This window comes from Pseudomonas veronii (genome assembly GCF_002028325.1).
Lineage (GTDB): Bacteria > Pseudomonadota > Gammaproteobacteria > Pseudomonadales > Pseudomonadaceae > Aquipseudomonas > Aquipseudomonas veronii.
Window position 1 is genome coordinate 1241964 of sequence record NZ_CP018420.1, and the last position, 15164, is coordinate 1257127.

Sequence of the window (15164 nt, forward strand, 5' to 3'; positions counted from 1 at the left end):
GTTAGATGGGGCGGGCCAGCGGCGGTTTCAATGGCGGGGGCTAGATAGCAACATATTGCATGAAATTACTGCAGAGACCCGGTCAAGGTGGGAGGGGGCTTGCTCCCACAAGGTTAACCGCATGCCGTCAGCTGATTTTGTGCAGGTAGGCGGGCAGGGGCTGTTCCGGCAACACCGACAACACCTTCAACCGCTGCAACATCCGCTGCCGCGCCCGTTGCAGGTGCTCGCGCAGGTTCAACGCCGCCGCATCGAACGCGCCGTGCAGCAACAATTCAAGGATCAAGCGGTGTTCGGCGAGCATCGCCGGGTCGGCGCCGATCCCCAGCAAGCGATAGAAAATCCGACTGATGATCATCGGGCTCTGGCCCTGGCGGATCAGCGCGGCGATCTTGCGGTTCTGCAGGCCGGCCAGGCAGCGTTGGTGCAAGTCTTCTTCGATCTGCTCGATGGCTTCCAGGCTGCACTGCGGGCTGTCCTGGGCGTCGAGCACGCGTTGCAACATGGCTTCGAGCAGCGCGCGGTCGAGGTTCGGCGCGCTCTGGCGCAGCGCTTCAGGCTCCAGGCAGGCGCGCAGTTCGTAGTCTTCGGTGACTTCCCGCGCCGTCAACGGCCCGGCCAGCCATTGGGAGTAGGGCTCTTTTTCCACCAGGCCACGGTCGCGCAGACGCATCAGCGCTTCACGCACCACTGCGCGGCTGACGCCATAGTGGTCGGCGGCGGCTTGCTCATCCAGGCGATAATGGCCAAAGGCTATGCAGGTGGACAGCGCCGCGCCGATTTCCTCGACGATCCGCTCGCCCAACGGCCGTGTATCCACCAACTCGTCCTCGTCGTTCAGGCCCAGGTGCGCAGCGCTCAGCGGCAGGCGCAGCGGTTCCATGGCCACGCCCTCGGGGTTGATCAGGTAACCGCGCCCGTTGAAACGGCAGATCAACCCTTCGGCATGCAGCAGGTCCAGCGCCTTGCGCACCGGCACGCGGCTGGTGCCGAACAATTCGGCCAGCGGTGCTTCGAGCAGGACCAAGCCGTGGCGGGCGGTGCCGTTGACGATCGCGTCACGCAAAAGCTGGTGAATCATCGCGTAACGGGAGGCCGAGGCGGACACTGCTTTCATCGTGTTCTCTGAGGTAAAGAGGTCTGGTGTATGTAGGACGAAGCCGGGGATTCTCTCATAGATGCGCCTGTCACTCCGCGCCACGTCGGTGGCACTTTTTTGGGGCCTTGAATCTAGGGCTGTTACTTTTCTGCACTAAAATGTACTTATTCATAAAAGATACATTATTGGCTTGGGCGTGGGTTGCAGAGTCCGCGCCAGGTTTTTTTGCTTCCTACAAAACCATCTAGCCCGGCGCTCTGGTCGATAAAGCGCAATCGCCGGAAGAGCCCTCGACACAGACTGGCACGAAAGCTGCCTTTATTAAATGTACATTTTATTAATATGTACGTTTTATGAGGGTCAACCTGATGTCAGACGCCACTTCAATGGCCGAGGATTTCGCCAGCGGTCGTAGCGACCCGGTGCAAGCCCTCGAACAGGCGCTCGACCACGCGAGCCGCGCGGCCGCGGTGTTTATCTCCCTGACCGCCGACCGCGCCCGCCGCGAAGCCGAAGCCGCCGCCGCCCGGTGGCGCGCCGGCCAGCCCTTGAGTGTGTTCGACGGCGTGCCCCTGGCCTGGAAAGACCTGTTCGACGTGGCCGGCAGCATCACCACCGCCGGCGCCGCCTACCGCCGCGACGCGCCCGCCGCCTTGCTCGATGCGCCGAGCGTGGGCCTGTTGTGCCGCGCCGGGATGGTCAGCGTGGGCAAGACCAACCTCAGCGAGCTGGCCTATTCCGGCCTTGGCCTGAACCCGCATTTCGGCACGCCGCACAACCCCCATGGGCGTGACCAGCCGCGGATTCCCGGCGGTTCGTCGTCCGGTTCGGCGGTGGCCGTCGCCGCTGGCATCGTGCCCATCGCCATGGGCACCGACACCGCTGGTTCGATCCGCATCCCCGCTGCCTTCAACGGCCTGGTCGGTTACCGCAGCAGCAGTCGGCGCTACAGCCGCGACGGTGTGTTCCCGCTGGCCCGCACCCTCGACAGCCTCGGCCCGCTGACCCGCAGCGTGCGTGATGTGCTGGCCATCGACGACCTGCTCAACGGCCGCCGGCAAACCCACCGCGCCCGCAGCCTCAAGGGCCTGCGCCTGGTGCTTGAGCAACGCCTGCTGGATGACGTGCAACCGGCGGTGCGCAACAACCTGCTGCGCGCCGTCGAGCAACTCAACGCCGCCGGCGCGCTGATCGACGTGCGCCCGTGCGCCACCTTCCAGGCCACCCTGGAACTGATCCAGCAGCAAGGCTGGCTCGGCGCGTTCGAAGCCTTCGCCCTGCACGAAGCGCTGCTCGACAGCCCCGACGCCGCTCGGCTCGACCCGCGTGTCCGGCGCCGCCTCGAAGCGGCGCGGTCGCTGCCGGCCAGCCGCCTGCTCCAGCTGATCGACGCGCGTCGCCGCCTGCAACAGCAACTGGTCGACGAACTCGACGGCGCCCTGTTGATCACCCCGACCGTCGCCCATGTCGCCCCGGCGCTGGCAGCGCTGGAAGTCGACGACGAACGCTTTGCAAGCACCAACCTCGCCACCCTGCGCCTGACCATGCCCGGCAGTTTGCTCGACATGCCCGGCGTCACCTTGCCCAGCGGCTGCGACGCCCTGGGCTTGCCCACCGGGCTGCTGCTCAGCGCCCCGACGGGGGAAGACGCACGCCTGTTGCGGGCGGCGCTGTCCGTCGAATCCCAACTGACTATCTAAGGAGACACCCCCATGGCTAAAGACATCCTCTGTGCATTCGGCGTCGACGTTGACGCCGTCGCCGGCTGGCTCGGTTCCTACGGCGGCGAAGACTCGCCCGACGACATTTCCCGCGGCCTGTTCGCCGGTGAAATCGGCACGCCGCGCCTGCTCAAACTGTTCGAGCGCTACGGCCTGCGCACCACCTGGTTCATCCCCGGCCACTCGATGGAAACCTTTCCCGCGCAGATGAAGGCGGTGGCCGACGCCGGTCACGAAATCGGCGTACACGGCTACAGCCACGAAAACCCGATCGCGATGACCGCCGAGCAGGAAGAAATCGTGCTCGACAAGTCCATCGAACTGATCACCCAAGTGACGGGCAAACGTCCGACCGGCTACGTCGCACCGTGGTGGGAATTCAGCAAGGTCACCAACGAGCTGCTGCTGAAAAAAGGCATCAAGTACGACCACAGCCTGATGCACAACGACTTCCACCCCTACTACGTGCGCAAGGGCGACAGCTGGACCAAGATCGACTACAGCCAGCACCCCGACACCTGGATGAAACCCCTGGTACGCGGCGAAGAAACCGACCTGGTGGAGATCCCGGCCAACTGGTACCTCGACGACCTGCCGCCGATGATGTTCATCAAAAAGGCGCCCAACAGCCACGGCTTCGTCAACCCGCGTCACCTCGAAGAAATGTGGCGCGACCAGTTCGACTGGGTCTACCGCGAACACGAACACGCGGTGTTCACCATGACCATCCACCCCGACGTGTCCGGCCGCCCGCAAGTGCTGCTGATGCTCGAACGCTTGATCGAACACATCCAGAGCCATGCCGGCGTGCGCTTCGTCACCTTCGACGAAATCGCCGATGACTTTATCCGTCGGCAACCGCGTACCTGATCCCCAGCCCTTGTAGGAGCGAGCTTGCTCGCGAAAAACCTGAGAACGCCGCGTGCATCCAGGATGCCCGCGTCATCGTTGATGATTTTCGCGAGCAAGCTCGCTCCTACAAGATGGGTTCAAACCGCGTAGCTGATCCCCCCCACCTTTGAGGCGTGATTCATGTCCATCTACAACAAGCTTGACCTGACTGGCTGGAAACCCCGGCAACTGACGTCCCAGGAAGTGCGCTTCGCCACCTGGATCGCGTTTTTCGCCTGGGTGTTTGCGGTGTACGACTTCATCCTGTTCGGCACGTTGCTGCCGGAGATCGGCCGGCACTTCGGCTGGGGCGAGGTGGAGCAAGCTGAAATCGCGACCTGGGTGGCGGTGGGCACGGCGGTGGTGGCGTTTGCCATTGGCCCCGTTGTCGACAAGTTGGGGCGACGCAAAGGGATCATCTTCACCGTGGCCGGTTCCGCAGTGTGCTCGGCGCTGACCGCGATCGGTGGGGCGTGGGGCAAGTCGCCGCTGATTCTGATCCGTTCGTTGGGCGGTCTGGGCTATGCCGAGGAAACCGTCAACGCCACGTATTTGAGCGAGCTGTATGGCGCCTCGGAAGACCCCCGACTGACCAAGCGTCGCGGGTTTATCTACAGCCTGGTGCAGGGCGGCTGGCCGGTCGGTGCATTGATTGCCGCCGGTTTGACCGCGCTGTTGCTGCCGATCATCGGCTGGCAGGGGTGCTTCATTTTTGCTGCGATCCCGGCCATCGTGATTGCGATCATGGCGCGCAAGCTCAAGGAGAGCCCGCAGTTCCAGATCCACCAGCGCATCAGCGAGCTGCGTAAAAGCGGCGCGGTGAGTGAAGCGCAAAACGTTGCCGTGACCTATGGCGTGGACTACGACGAGCACAGCAAAGCCGGCCTCAAAGCCGCCTTCCGAGGCCCGGCCCGCCGCGCCACCCTGGTGATCGGCGCCGCGCTGTTGCTCAACTGGGCGGCGATCCAGGTGTTCAGCGTGCTCGGCACGTCGGTGATCGTCAGCGTTCACCACATCTCGTTCGAGAACTCGCTGATCATCCTCGTGCTGTCGAACCTGGTGGGTTACTGCGGTTACCTCAGCCACGGCTGGATGGGCGACAAGATCGGCCGCCGCAATGTCATCGGCCTGGGCTGGATGCTCGGCGGGCTGTCGTTCGCCGGGATGCTGTTCGGCCCGAGCAACATGGCGATGGTGGTCGGGCTGTACAGCCTGGGCCTGTTCTTCCTGATCGGGCCGTATTCGGCGGCGTTGTTTTTTATCAGCGAAAGTTTCCCCACCAGCATCCGCGCCACCGGCGGCGCGATCATCCATGCCATGGGCCCGATCGGTGCGGTGGTCGCGGGGTTCGGCGCGACGCAAGTGTTGTCCGCCGGCAGCGACTGGCAGACCGCCGCCCTGTGGTTCGGCGCCGTGCCGTGCTTTTTGTCCGGCGTGCTGATGTTCGCCGCACGCCATGTGCGCCCGGAAACCGTGCAGTAAGGAGTGTTCGATGAACCGTAAAGTTGCCTTGATTACCGGTGCCGCCAGCGGCATCGGCCAAGCCCTCGCCGTGGCCTATGCGCGTTGCGGCGTGGCCGTGGTGGGCGGGTATTACCCGGCCGACCCCCATGACCCGCGCACCACCGTGTCCTTGGTGGAGCAAGCGGGCGGCGAGTGCCTGATGCTGCCGCTGGACGTCGGCGACAGCGCTTCGGTGGACGCCTTGGCGGCCCAGGCCGTGCAGCATTTTGGCCGCCTTGATTACGCAGTGGCCAATGCCGGTCTGCTGCGTCGGGCGCCGCTGCTGGAAATGACCGATCAGGTGTGGGACGAAATGCTCAATGTCGACCTGACCGGGGTGATGCGTACCTTCCGCGCAGCGACCCGGCATATGCCCGCAGGCGGTGCGCTGGTGGCGATTTCGTCGATTGCCGGCGGCGTATATGGCTGGCAGGAACACAGCCATTACGCGGCGGCCAAGGCCGGTGTGCCGGGGTTGTGCCGCTCGCTGGCGGTGGAACTGGCGCCGTTGGGGATTCGCTGCAATGCGGTGATCCCGGGCTTGATCGAGACGCCGCAATCGCTGGATGCGCAGAACTCCCTCGGGCCGCAAGGCCTGGCCAAGGCGGCGCGGGCGATTCCGCTGGGCCGGGTGGGCAGGGCGGATGAAGTGGCGTCGCTGGTGCAGTTTTTGACCAGTGACGCGTCGAGCTATTTGACCGGGCAAAGCATCGTCATCGACGGTGGCCTGACCGTGCGCTGGCCCGACTGACCCCACCTGGGTACTGTGTTTTTTCAGGAGTTTGTGTATGCCCCAACTGACTAACCGCCGCGCCGTGATCACCGGCGCCGGCAGCGGCATCGGTGCCGCCATCGCCCGTGCCTATGCCGCTGAAGGCGCGCGCCTGCTGCTGGCCGACCGCAATGCCGTCAGCCTCGCCGAAACCGCCGTCACCTGCCGCAACCTCGGCGCGCAAGTGTTCGAGTGCCTGGCCGATGTCGGCACCGTCGAAGGCGCCCAGGCCAGTGTCGACCGTTGCGTCGAACATTTCGGCGGCATCGATATCCTGGTCAACAACGCCGGCATGCTCACCCAGGCGCGCTGCGTCGACCTTACGATCGAAATGTGGAACGACATGCTGCGCGTCGACCTCACCAGCGTCTTCGTCGCCAGCCAGCGCGCCTTGCCGCACATGCTGGCGCAGGGCTGGGGACGGATCATTAACGTCGCCTCGCAACTGGGGATCAAGGGCGGCGCCGAGCTGACCCACTACGCCGCGGCCAAGGCTGGGGTGATTGGCTTTACCAAATCCCTGGCGCTGGAAGTCGCCAAGGACAACGTGCTGGTCAACGCCATCGCGCCGGGGCCCATCGAAACGCCGCTGGTGGGCGGCATCAGCGACACCTGGAAGCGCGCCAAGGCCGCCGAACTGCCCCTGGGCCGCTTCGGCCTGGCCGACGAAGTGGCGCCGACCGCCGTGCTGCTGGCCAGCGAGCCGGGCGGCAACCTGTTCGTCGGCCAGACCCTGGGCCCGAACTCCGGCGATGTCATGCCATGAGCGGGGTATAGCCATGTGCGGACTCTGCGGGCTGCTCGGCGAAGACCTGCACTGGAGCGACCCCCTGGGCGACGAGTTGCCCCGGCGCCGCGAACGCCTGCGCCGGATCGCCGCGATCAACCAGGTGCTGGCGGTGTTCCGGCTCAAGGTCGAAGACTTCCAGGGCGCGTCGTACCTGCTGCTCGGCGCGACCGGCAAGCAGGCGTTGGCCAGTGGCCTGGATCAACTCTGGCAAGCGGCCGAAACCATGCTCGGGCGCCAGCTGGATCCCCTCGACCCGCAACTACTCGATCACTTGGAATGCCCCCTGTAGGAGCGAGCTTGCTCGCGAAAAGCCCGAGAACGCCGCGTGCATCCAGGATGCCCGCGTCATCGTTGATGATTTTCGCGAGCAAGCTCGCTCCTACAAGAGGCGGAGGTAACATATGAGTATTGCCCTCAACGTCATCACCGGCTTCCTCGGCAGTGGCAAGACCAGCTTGCTCACGCGCCTGCTGCAGGGCGAGAGCCTTGGCGACACGGCGCTGCTGATCAATGAGTTCGGCGACGTCGGCATCGACCACCTGCTGGTGGAAGAGGTCGCGCCGGACACGGTGCTGCTGCCCGGGCGTGTTCATATCGGCCTGGATCAACTCTGGCAAGCGGCCGAAACCATGCTCGGGCGCCAGCTGGACCCCCTCGACCGCAACTACTCGATCACTTGGAATGCCCCTTGTAGGAGCGAGCTTGCTCGCGAAAAGCCCGAGAACGCCGCGTGCATCCAGGATGCCCGCGTCATCGTTGACGATTTTCGCGAGCAAGCTCGCTCCTACAGGGGGCGGAGGTAACATATGAGTATTGCCCTCAACGTCATCACCGGCTTCCTCGGCAGTGGCAAGACCAGCTTGCTCACGCGCCTGCTGCAGGGCGAGAGCCTTGGCGACACGGCGCTGCTGATCAATGAGTTCGGCGACGTCGGCATCGACCACCTGCTGGTGGAAGAGGTGGCGCCGGACACGCTGCTGCTGCCCGGCGGCTGCGTGTGCTGCTCGATTCGCGGCGAACTCAAAGACGCATTGCTCAGCCTGTTGCAACGCCGCGAGCGCGGCGAGATCCCGGCCTTCAAGCGGGTGATCCTGGAAACCACCGGCCTGGCCGACCCGGCGCCGATCCTCGCGACCCTCAACAACGACGTGCAACTGCGCGGGCGTGTTCATATCGGCCTGGTCATCACCCTGGTCGACGCCAGCCACGCGGCCCTGCAGGAACGCCTGCACCCGGAATGGCTGGCCCAGGTGGCGGCGGCGGATCGCTTGCTGCTGAGCAAGACCGACCTTGTGGACGACTGCACGCCGCTGCGCCTGCACCTGCAGGCGCTGAACGCGGGCACGCCGATCCTTGATAGCCGCGACATCCACAGCGGCGATCAACTGCTGCTCGGCGCAGGTCTGCGCAGCGCCGAACCGGCCGCCGAAGTCAGGCGCTGGCAACTGCACCGGACCACCACCGCCCGCCACGGCGCCGCGCAAGTCTGCTGCCTGAGCTTCGACCGGCCGCTGGATTGGGTCGGTTTCGGAGTGTGGTTGTCGATGCTGTTAAGATGCCATGGCGAACGAATCCTTCGCGTCAAAGGACTGCTCAACGTGAACGCAAGCTCGGCCCCCATCGTCATTCATGGTGTGCAGCACTGCCTGCATGCGCCGGTCCACCTGCCAGCGTGGCCGGGCAGCGACCGCCAATCGCGCCTGGTGTTTATCCTGCGCGGCCTCGACCCGGTGCTGCTGCGCCGCTCGTTTGAGGCGTTTTCACGGCGGTTCGCGGCATGATCACCTTAAGAGTCCTCGGTACGTCGGTGACCTTGCTCGAATGCTTGCGCGTGCGGGCCGAACAGGAACTGGGCATTCGCCTGGTGTACCAGGTGCATGACGTCGAACAGGCCCAGCGCATCGCCGTGATGCAGCCCGACAGTTACGACCTGTACGACCAGTGGTTCCACAACGTCGACTTCGTGTGGCCCGCCCGCGCGATCCAACCCATCGACACGCGGCGCATCGCCTTGTGGCACGAGATCAACGACCTGCCCAAGCGCGGTCGCCTGTCGCCCAGCGACCGCCTGGGCAGTGGCAGCGTGCCCAGCGAGCGGTTGTTTGTGCAGCACGATGGCAGCCTCGGCAGCACGGTCACCGAACGCATCAGCATGTTGCCGCTGACCCACAACGCCGACAGCTTCGCCTACCGCCCCGAGCGCCTGCCCGAGGCGTTCAGCCGCAGCAATGAAAGCTGGGGCTGGCTGCTCGACCCGCTGTTGCGCGCGCGCACCGCGCTGCAAAGTGACGCCGCCATCGGCGCGCTCGATGCCGCGTTGGCGGTGCAGGGCGCCGGGCTGGCGAGGTTCAGGGACATCGGCAACATGAGCATCGAAGAGATCGACGTGCTCGCCGATATCCTGGTGCGCAAGCAGAAGGAAGGGCACTTCGCGGCGTTCTGGTCCGACGATGAAGAAGCCGCGCAATTGATGCTCAGCCCGAACATCGATATCCAGAGCCTATGGTCGCCGACCCTGATGCGCCTGCATCGCGCCGGGGTGAAGTACCGCCTGGCAGTGCCGCGTGAAGGCTATCGCGCCTGGTTCGGCGGCCTGTCGTTGTCGCGCCATGCCCAGGGCCCGGTGCTCGACGCGGCTTATGCGTACCTCAATTGGTGGTTGTCCGGCTGGCCGGGCGCGGTGATGGCACGCCAGGGTTACTACATCGGCAACCCGGCACGCAGCCGCGATCATTTGACCAGCGCCGAATGGGACTACTGGTACGCCGGCAAGCCCGCGCGCGAAGAGTTACCGGGCAGCGACGGCCTGCCGCTGATCGATATCGGCGAAGTGCGCGACGGCGGCTCCTATGAACAGCGCATGGGGCATATTGCGGTGTGGAATTCGGTGATGGATGAACACAACTACCTGGTGCGGCGCTGGGGGGATTTCATGCGCGCGCGAGGCTGATGCCAACCAAAAAAGGCGGCTACCTGTGAGGGTAGCCGCCTTTGTTTTGCTGCAGGTTTTGCTTAATCCGGCAGTTTGAACGCCATCACATAGTCACCCTGCTTGGTGCCCAGGGAGCCGTGACCGCCGGCCATGACCAGCACGTATTGCTTGCCGTCCTTGCCGGTGTAGGTCATCGGTGTGGTTTGCGCACCGGCTGGCAGGCGACCTTCCCACAGTTGCTTGCCGTTTTTCACGTCATAGGCACGCAGGTACTGGTCGAGGGTGCCGCTGAGGAAGGACACGCCACCGGCCGTGGTGAAAGTGCCGCCCAGGCTAGGCACGCCCATGGTCAGCGGGAGCGGAACCGGCGAGCTGTCGCGCACGGTGCCGTTCTTGTGCATCCAGATGGTTTTGTGGGTGGTCAGGTCGACCGCCGCCACATAACCCCACGCCGGCGCCTGGCACGGCAGGCCCATCGGCGACAGCATCGCTTCGAGGATCACGCCGTAGGGCGCGCCTTTGTTCGGCTGCACGCCTTGGGTTTCGCTGATGCGCGGGCCTTGCTTGGCAATGTCGGCGGCCGGGATCAGTTTCGATTTGAACGCCATGTAGTTCGGGTTCACGAACGCGATCTGGCGCACCGGGTCGACGGAAATGCCACCCCAGTCGAACACGCCGAAGTTACCCGGATAAACGATGGAACCTTGCAGCGAAGGCGGGGTGAACGCACCGTCGTAGCGCATGGATTTGAAATCGATGCGGCACAGCATCTGGTCGAACGGGGTCACGCCCCACATGTCACGCTCTTTGAGCGGCGGTGGCATGAAGTTCAGATCAGACTTCGGTTGCGTCGGCGCGGTGTGATCGCCCGCGACTGCGCCTTGCGGCACGGCCACTTCGTGGATCGGCACCACCGGTTGGCCGGTGGCGCGGTCCAGCACGTAGATGCTGCCTTGTTTGGTCGACGCCATCACCGCTTGTTTCACGCCGGCTTCGGTCTTGATGTCGATCAGCGAAGGCTGGCCGCCCACGTCCATGTCCCACAGGTCATGGTGGGTGAACTGGAAGGTCCACTTCACGTGGCCGCTGTCGATGTCCAGGGCGGTCAGGCCGGCGCTGTATTTTTCCGAGTCTTCGGTACGGTCGCCGCCGTATTGGTCGGGCATCTGGTTGCCCATCGGCAGGTAGAGCATGCCGAGTTTTTCATCCACAGAGAACATGGACCACATGTTCGGCGAGTTGCGGGTGTAGGTCTTGCCTTCGGCCAACGGGGTGGTGTCGTCCGGGTTGCCGCTGTCCCAGTTCCACACCAGCTTGCCGGTGTGGACGTCGAACGCGCGGATCACGCCGCTGGGCTCGTCGGTGGAGACGTTATCGGTGACGTGACCGCCGATCACCACCAGGTTTTTGGTCACCGCCGGTGGCGAAGTGGAGTAGTAACCGCCTGGGGCGAAGCTGCCGATATTGGCACGCAGGTCGACCTGGCCTTTGTCGCCGAAGTCTTCGCACATCTTGCCGGTGTCGGCGTTCAGGGCGATCAGGCGGGTGTCGGCGGTCGGCACGAAGATGCGTTTCGGGCAGGCGTTCGGCGCGGCAGCCGGGCTGGCGCTGCCGGTCGGGCTCTGTTCGGAGGCGTAGGCGGCGTCATCGTGATACGACACGCCACGGCAGGTCATGTGCGCCCAACCCTTGAAGTTTGCGGCACCTTCGGTGCTGATCTTCGGGTCGAAACGCCAGATTTCCTTGCCGGTATCCGGGTCCAGGGCAATCACCTGGCTGTGCGGGGTACACACGTAGAGCATGCCGTTGACTTTCAGCGGGGTGTTTTCCGCGGTGGTCTCGCCCGGGTCGTTCGGGCCTGGGATGTCGCCGGTGCGGTAGGTCCACGCTGGAACCAGTTTGTGGGCGTTTTCCGGGGTGATCTGCGCCAGGGGCGAGTAGCGATCGCCGTAGGCCGAACGGCCGTAGGAATTCCAGTCGCCATCGGACTGGGTCGGCGCGGCGCTGGCCATGCCCGGTACTGCGTCGCGGTCCAGTTGGCCTTTGATTTCACCCGGGTGGGTGAATTGGCTGGCCACGGCGGCAGCGCCGGCCAGGACCACGGCCACGCTCAGCGCGCCGGTGCCCAGCGGTGCCGATTGGCCACGCAGCAACGGACGGCGAAACCATGGGAGCAGCATGACGATGCCCAGGGCGAACAGCAGTGCCAGGCGCGGTACCAACTGCCACCAGTCCAGGCCGACTTCCCACAGTGCCCACACGGTGCTGGCGAAGAGTACCAGTGCGTATAGGCCCAGCGCGGCGCGGCGGGTGGCCAGCAGCAGAAGGCCGGTCAGGGTGATGCCGATACCGGCCAGCAGGTAGTACAGCGACCCGCCGAGCAGGCTCAGCTTGATACCGCCGGCCAGTAAGGCCAGGCCCATGATCAGCAGCAAGACGCCTAGCAGCCTGGGCAGTAGGCGGCTTGGGCTTGAGGCACCATCAGTGCTCATAGTGTGTTTCTCCGTGACGTTGGAATTATGTGTCCCCGTGTGTCTTCACTGTAGATGACGATTTGGCACGGGCTTGGTTCAGCGTGAGTCGGTTTTTCCTGGGGATAGCGGGGGGTATCCACAGGGGGGTGATTTATTTTTAGGCGCGGTCGGGTGTGAGACAGCGCTGTCTTTGTGGCGAGGGGTGTTCGGTAGGTTGGGGTTGACCGAGAGTGAATCGTTTCAGGTTATTGCCGCCAAGGATAATGCGGTGGGGCGTTGAGAGAAAGTGAAAATCGCAAGATGCATTATTTCGGATTTGGTAACAGTGACAGAATGTCGCTGTGGGATGAGGGGGTGGGGTTGTTGTTAGGGGGGCTGGTGGATGGCCTTGGGGGAGGGGGCATATCCGTTTCTTCGGTAACGGCGGCTATGGGTTCCGCCCTTACGGCGGGTCACTTTGGAAAAGCCCCAAAGTAACCAAAGGGCTCTTGCCCCACCACTCGGCACCTCGCTAGTGCTCGGTGTGCCCTCACTCCGGCTTGAATCCGTGGGCCGCCGTCATGGGCCATCCTTGGCCCAGGACGGCTAACCCGGCGTCCTGCCGGGTTACCCACGGATTCAAGCCTGCGTTCGGCCAGCGTGGTTTAACGGGGCGCCTCAGATCAAGATCAAGAGCCTCGCTTCGCATTGTGGAGTGCTTTGGATCAAAAGCGGATCAAGAGCCTCGCTTCGCATTGTGGGGTGCTTTGGATCAAAAGCGGATCAAGAGCCTCGCTTTGCATTGTGGGGGGCTTTGGATCAAAAGCAGGTCAAGAGCCTCGCTTCGCATTGTGGGGTGCTTTGGATCAAAAGCGGATCAAGAGCCTCACTTTGCATTGTGGGGGGCTTTGGATCGAAAGCGGATCAAGAGCCTCGCTTTGCATCGTGGGGCGGTTCTTTTTGGATAGTTAGAAGGTGGTGCGCAGGCCCACTTGTACGCTTCTGCCTGCTGCCGGGGCGATGTCGCGCAGGATCGAGCTGGCATAGCGCACGGTTTGGTTGGTCAGGTTTTCGCCATTGACGAATGCCAGCCACTGGCTGCCGCCGACGTTGAAGCGATAGCCGGCGCTGGCGCCCAGCGTGGTGTAGCCGTCGGTGCCGCTTTCGTTGGAGGGCACACGGCCTTGTCCGGCGGCGTGTTCGATGTCGATGCGCGCTTGCCAGCGGTCCAGTTCCCACAGCAAGCCGCTGTTCAGGCGCAGCGGTGCGATGCGCGGCAGGGCTTCGCCGGTGTCGAGGTTGGTGGCGCGGGTGTAGTCGCCCGACAGTTCCAGTGCGAACTTGCCGTAGGCGCCTTCGCCGAGCTTCCAGTGATCCTGGGCTTCAAAGCCGGCGAAACGGGCGCGCACTCCCGAGTATTCGTATTCGGGGATGCCGCCGGCGTCTTCTTCACCTTCGTCGTTCAATGTGCGACCTGTGCCCAGCAGGCCGATGTAGTTGGAGAAACGGCTGTAGAACACGCCGAAGCTGCCCTTGTGCGTGCCGTTGTCAAAGCGCAGTGCGAGGTCGCTGGATACGGCTTTTTCTTTCTTCAGGTTGGCGTTGCCCAACTCGTAGGTGCCGGTGGCGACGTGAGCGCCGTTGGCGTACAGCTCGTAGAAGGTCGGCGCGCGTTCGGTGTAGCCCAGGGTTGCGGCCAGCGACCAGATCGGCGTGAGGGTGTACACCGCGCCGGACGACAGGCTGCCGGCGGTGAAGTCGTTGGTCTTGTCGGCATTGGCGAAGCGCGCGTTGCCTTTGCTGTCCGGGTCGACGCTGGTGTGCTCCAGGCGCCCGCCGAGGCTGAGTTTCAGGCGCTCGGTGGCCTGCATTTCTTCGAGGATGAACAGCGCGCCGGCGTTGGTGTCGGTCTGCGGCACGAAGGCTTCTTCGCCGAGGGCCGAGAACTCGTTGCGGGTCACTTGTGCGCCGACCACGCCGTCGAAGGGGCCGAGCGGCTGGTGGCGCGCTTCAACCCGGGCTTCATAGCCTTTGTTCTTGAAGATCGTGCCGGTTTCGCCGCCTTCGATTTCGCGGTGCTCGTAGTCGGTGTAGCCGGCGTCGAGTTTCACCGAGGTGAACGGGCCCTGCAGGTTGCGTACCTCGGAGGCAAACGCGTAGTGGTCCTGCTTCATGCGGATCCGCACAGCCTGTTCGGCGGGTGAGCCGTAGTTGCTGTCGTAGGTGCTGTAGGACAGCCCGGCATAACCGTCGTCCCAGGTGTAGGAACCGCCCAGCGCACCGCCGTCCTGGCGCCCGTCGCTGTTGCCCAGGCGGCCGTTTTTGCCGGGGCCGTCTTCGGCTTCCGGGGCGTGGCGGCTGCGGGCTTGGCCCGGGATTTTGAGGTCGTTGAATTCCCGCGCATTCGCGTCCAGGTGCAGGGCGAAGGTGCCGTTGCCGGCTTCGAGTTTGCCCGCGCTGCTGCGCGTGGTGTCGGCGCCGCCGTAGCGTAATTCGCCGGCGCCGTGGATGCCTTCGATGGCTTCGGTGGGGATGCGATTGTCGAAGGTGTTGACCACCCCGCCGATGGCGCTGCCGCCGTACAACAGGGCCGCCGGGCCGCGCACGATTTCGATGCGGTCGACGTTGACCGGGTCCAGCGGCACGGCGTGGTCGTAGGACAGCGACGACGCATCCAGCGCGCCCACGCCGTTGCGCAGCAGGCGAATGCGGTCGCCATCCTGGCCGCGGATGATCGGTCGGCTGGCGCCCGGGCCGAAGTAGGACGACGACACGCCCGGTTGCTTGTTCAGGGTTTCGCCGAGGCTGCCTTTTTGCTGCAGGGTCAGCTCATCGCCCTCCAGCACGGTGGTCGGCGAAGCCAGTTGCGCGCTGCCCAGGGGGTTGGCGGTGATGACTTGGGGTTGCAGTTCCAGCGCATGGGCTTCGGAGCAGATCAGCAGGGCGGCGGCGAGGGGCGACAAGCGCCAGGCAGAGGAGAGGGACATCGGACATTCCTTGGCA

12 protein-coding genes are annotated in these 15164 nt (G+C 64.4%); 9 read left to right on the plus strand and 3 right to left on the minus strand.

Annotated elements, in window-relative coordinates:
* Positions 1-127: 127 nt before the first annotated feature.
* The gene (locus tag PverR02_RS05715; RefSeq protein ID WP_046384581.1) at positions 128-1117 is read right to left on the minus strand and encodes a GntR family transcriptional regulator; all 990 of its coding nucleotides are present in this window, start codon (positions 1115-1117) and stop codon (positions 128-130) included.
* 350 nt (positions 1118-1467) lie between these two features.
* Between PverR02_RS05715 and PverR02_RS05720 the strand changes: the two genes are divergently transcribed.
* From PverR02_RS05720 to PverR02_RS05760, 9 genes are all read left to right on the plus strand, one after another.
* The gene (locus tag PverR02_RS05720) at positions 1468-2799 is read left to right on the plus strand and encodes an amidase (protein WP_079442921.1); all 1332 of its coding nucleotides are present in this window, start codon (positions 1468-1470) and stop codon (positions 2797-2799) included.
* A gap of 12 nt (positions 2800-2811) precedes the next feature.
* A complete protein-coding gene (locus PverR02_RS05725) occupies positions 2812-3690 on the plus strand; it encodes a polysaccharide deacetylase family protein (protein ID WP_046488589.1) in 879 nt (292 codons plus the stop codon).
* Positions 3691-3852: 162 nt separating this feature from the next.
* Positions 3853-5193 carry an MFS transporter gene (locus PverR02_RS05730; protein ID WP_017844557.1) on the plus strand — a complete coding sequence of 447 codons (1341 nt, stop codon included), beginning with the start codon at positions 3853-3855 and terminating at the stop codon, positions 5191-5193.
* 10 nt (positions 5194-5203) lie between these two features.
* Positions 5204-5965, plus strand: coding sequence for an SDR family NAD(P)-dependent oxidoreductase (locus PverR02_RS05735; RefSeq protein ID WP_017844558.1), 762 nt, complete (start codon positions 5204-5206; stop codon positions 5963-5965).
* A 37-nt stretch (positions 5966-6002) separates the two neighbouring features.
* Entirely contained in the window at positions 6003-6752 is a 750-nt protein-coding gene (locus PverR02_RS05740; RefSeq protein ID WP_017844559.1) for an SDR family NAD(P)-dependent oxidoreductase, read from the plus strand.
* A 13-nt stretch (positions 6753-6765) separates the two neighbouring features.
* Positions 6766-7065: a hypothetical protein gene (locus PverR02_RS05745; protein ID WP_017844560.1), complete on the plus strand. Its 300-nt coding sequence runs from the start codon at positions 6766-6768 to the stop codon at positions 7063-7065.
* A 112-nt stretch (positions 7066-7177) separates the two neighbouring features.
* Positions 7178-7579 (plus strand): GTP-binding protein, encoded by a 402-nt coding sequence (locus PverR02_RS33020; RefSeq protein WP_407691833.1) that lies wholly within the window; start codon positions 7178-7180, stop codon positions 7577-7579.
* A 3-nt stretch (positions 7580-7582) separates the two neighbouring features.
* A complete protein-coding gene (locus tag PverR02_RS05755; protein ID WP_079442922.1) occupies positions 7583-8557 on the plus strand; it encodes a CobW family GTP-binding protein in 975 nt (324 codons plus the stop codon).
* Entirely contained in the window at positions 8554-9726 is a 1173-nt protein-coding gene (locus tag PverR02_RS05760; protein WP_026139746.1) for an ABC transporter substrate-binding protein, read from the plus strand. Before PverR02_RS05755 ends, PverR02_RS05760 begins: the two co-directional genes overlap by 4 nt.
* Positions 9727-9788: 62 nt before the next feature.
* On the opposite strand, the gene PverR02_RS05765 is transcribed toward PverR02_RS05760, so the two are convergent.
* Together PverR02_RS05765 and PverR02_RS05770 are read right to left on the minus strand one after the other, a co-directional pair.
* Complete coding sequence (locus tag PverR02_RS05765; RefSeq protein WP_079442923.1) at positions 9789-12200, minus strand: glucose/quinate/shikimate family membrane-bound PQQ-dependent dehydrogenase; 2412 nt, start codon at positions 12198-12200, stop codon at positions 9789-9791.
* 929 nt (positions 12201-13129) lie between these two features.
* Positions 13130-15148, minus strand: a complete 2019-nt coding sequence (locus PverR02_RS05770) for a TonB-dependent receptor (RefSeq protein ID WP_046384575.1) — start codon at positions 15146-15148, stop codon at positions 13130-13132.
* Positions 15149-15164: the final 16 nt, after the last annotated feature.

Excerpts from the sequence above, each read along its gene's own strand:
- PverR02_RS05740 (WP_017844559.1), top strand. The coding sequence starts at position 6,003 with ATGCCCCAACTGACTAACCGCCGCGCCGTGATCACCGGCGCCGGCAGC.
- PverR02_RS05720 (WP_079442921.1), top strand. The coding sequence starts at position 1,468 with ATGTCAGACGCCACTTCAATGGCCGAGGATTTCGCCAGCGGTCGTAGC.
- PverR02_RS05760 (WP_026139746.1), top strand. The coding sequence starts at position 8,554 with ATGATCACCTTAAGAGTCCTCGGTACGTCGGTGACCTTGCTCGAATGC.
- PverR02_RS05715 (WP_046384581.1), bottom strand. The coding sequence starts at position 1,117 with ATGAAAGCAGTGTCCGCCTCGGCCTCCCGTTACGCGATGATTCACCAG.
- PverR02_RS05735 (WP_017844558.1), top strand. The coding sequence starts at position 5,204 with ATGAACCGTAAAGTTGCCTTGATTACCGGTGCCGCCAGCGGCATCGGC.
- PverR02_RS05770 (WP_046384575.1), bottom strand. The coding sequence starts at position 15,148 with ATGTCCCTCTCCTCTGCCTGGCGCTTGTCGCCCCTCGCCGCCGCCCTG.
- PverR02_RS05765 (WP_079442923.1), bottom strand. The coding sequence starts at position 12,200 with ATGAGCACTGATGGTGCCTCAAGCCCAAGCCGCCTACTGCCCAGGCTG.
- PverR02_RS33020 (WP_407691833.1), top strand. The coding sequence starts at position 7,178 with ATGAGTATTGCCCTCAACGTCATCACCGGCTTCCTCGGCAGTGGCAAG.
- PverR02_RS05730 (WP_017844557.1), top strand. The coding sequence starts at position 3,853 with ATGTCCATCTACAACAAGCTTGACCTGACTGGCTGGAAACCCCGGCAA.
- PverR02_RS05755 (WP_079442922.1), top strand. The coding sequence starts at position 7,583 with ATGAGTATTGCCCTCAACGTCATCACCGGCTTCCTCGGCAGTGGCAAG.
- PverR02_RS05725 (WP_046488589.1), top strand. The coding sequence starts at position 2,812 with ATGGCTAAAGACATCCTCTGTGCATTCGGCGTCGACGTTGACGCCGTC.
- PverR02_RS05745 (WP_017844560.1), top strand. The coding sequence starts at position 6,766 with ATGTGCGGACTCTGCGGGCTGCTCGGCGAAGACCTGCACTGGAGCGAC.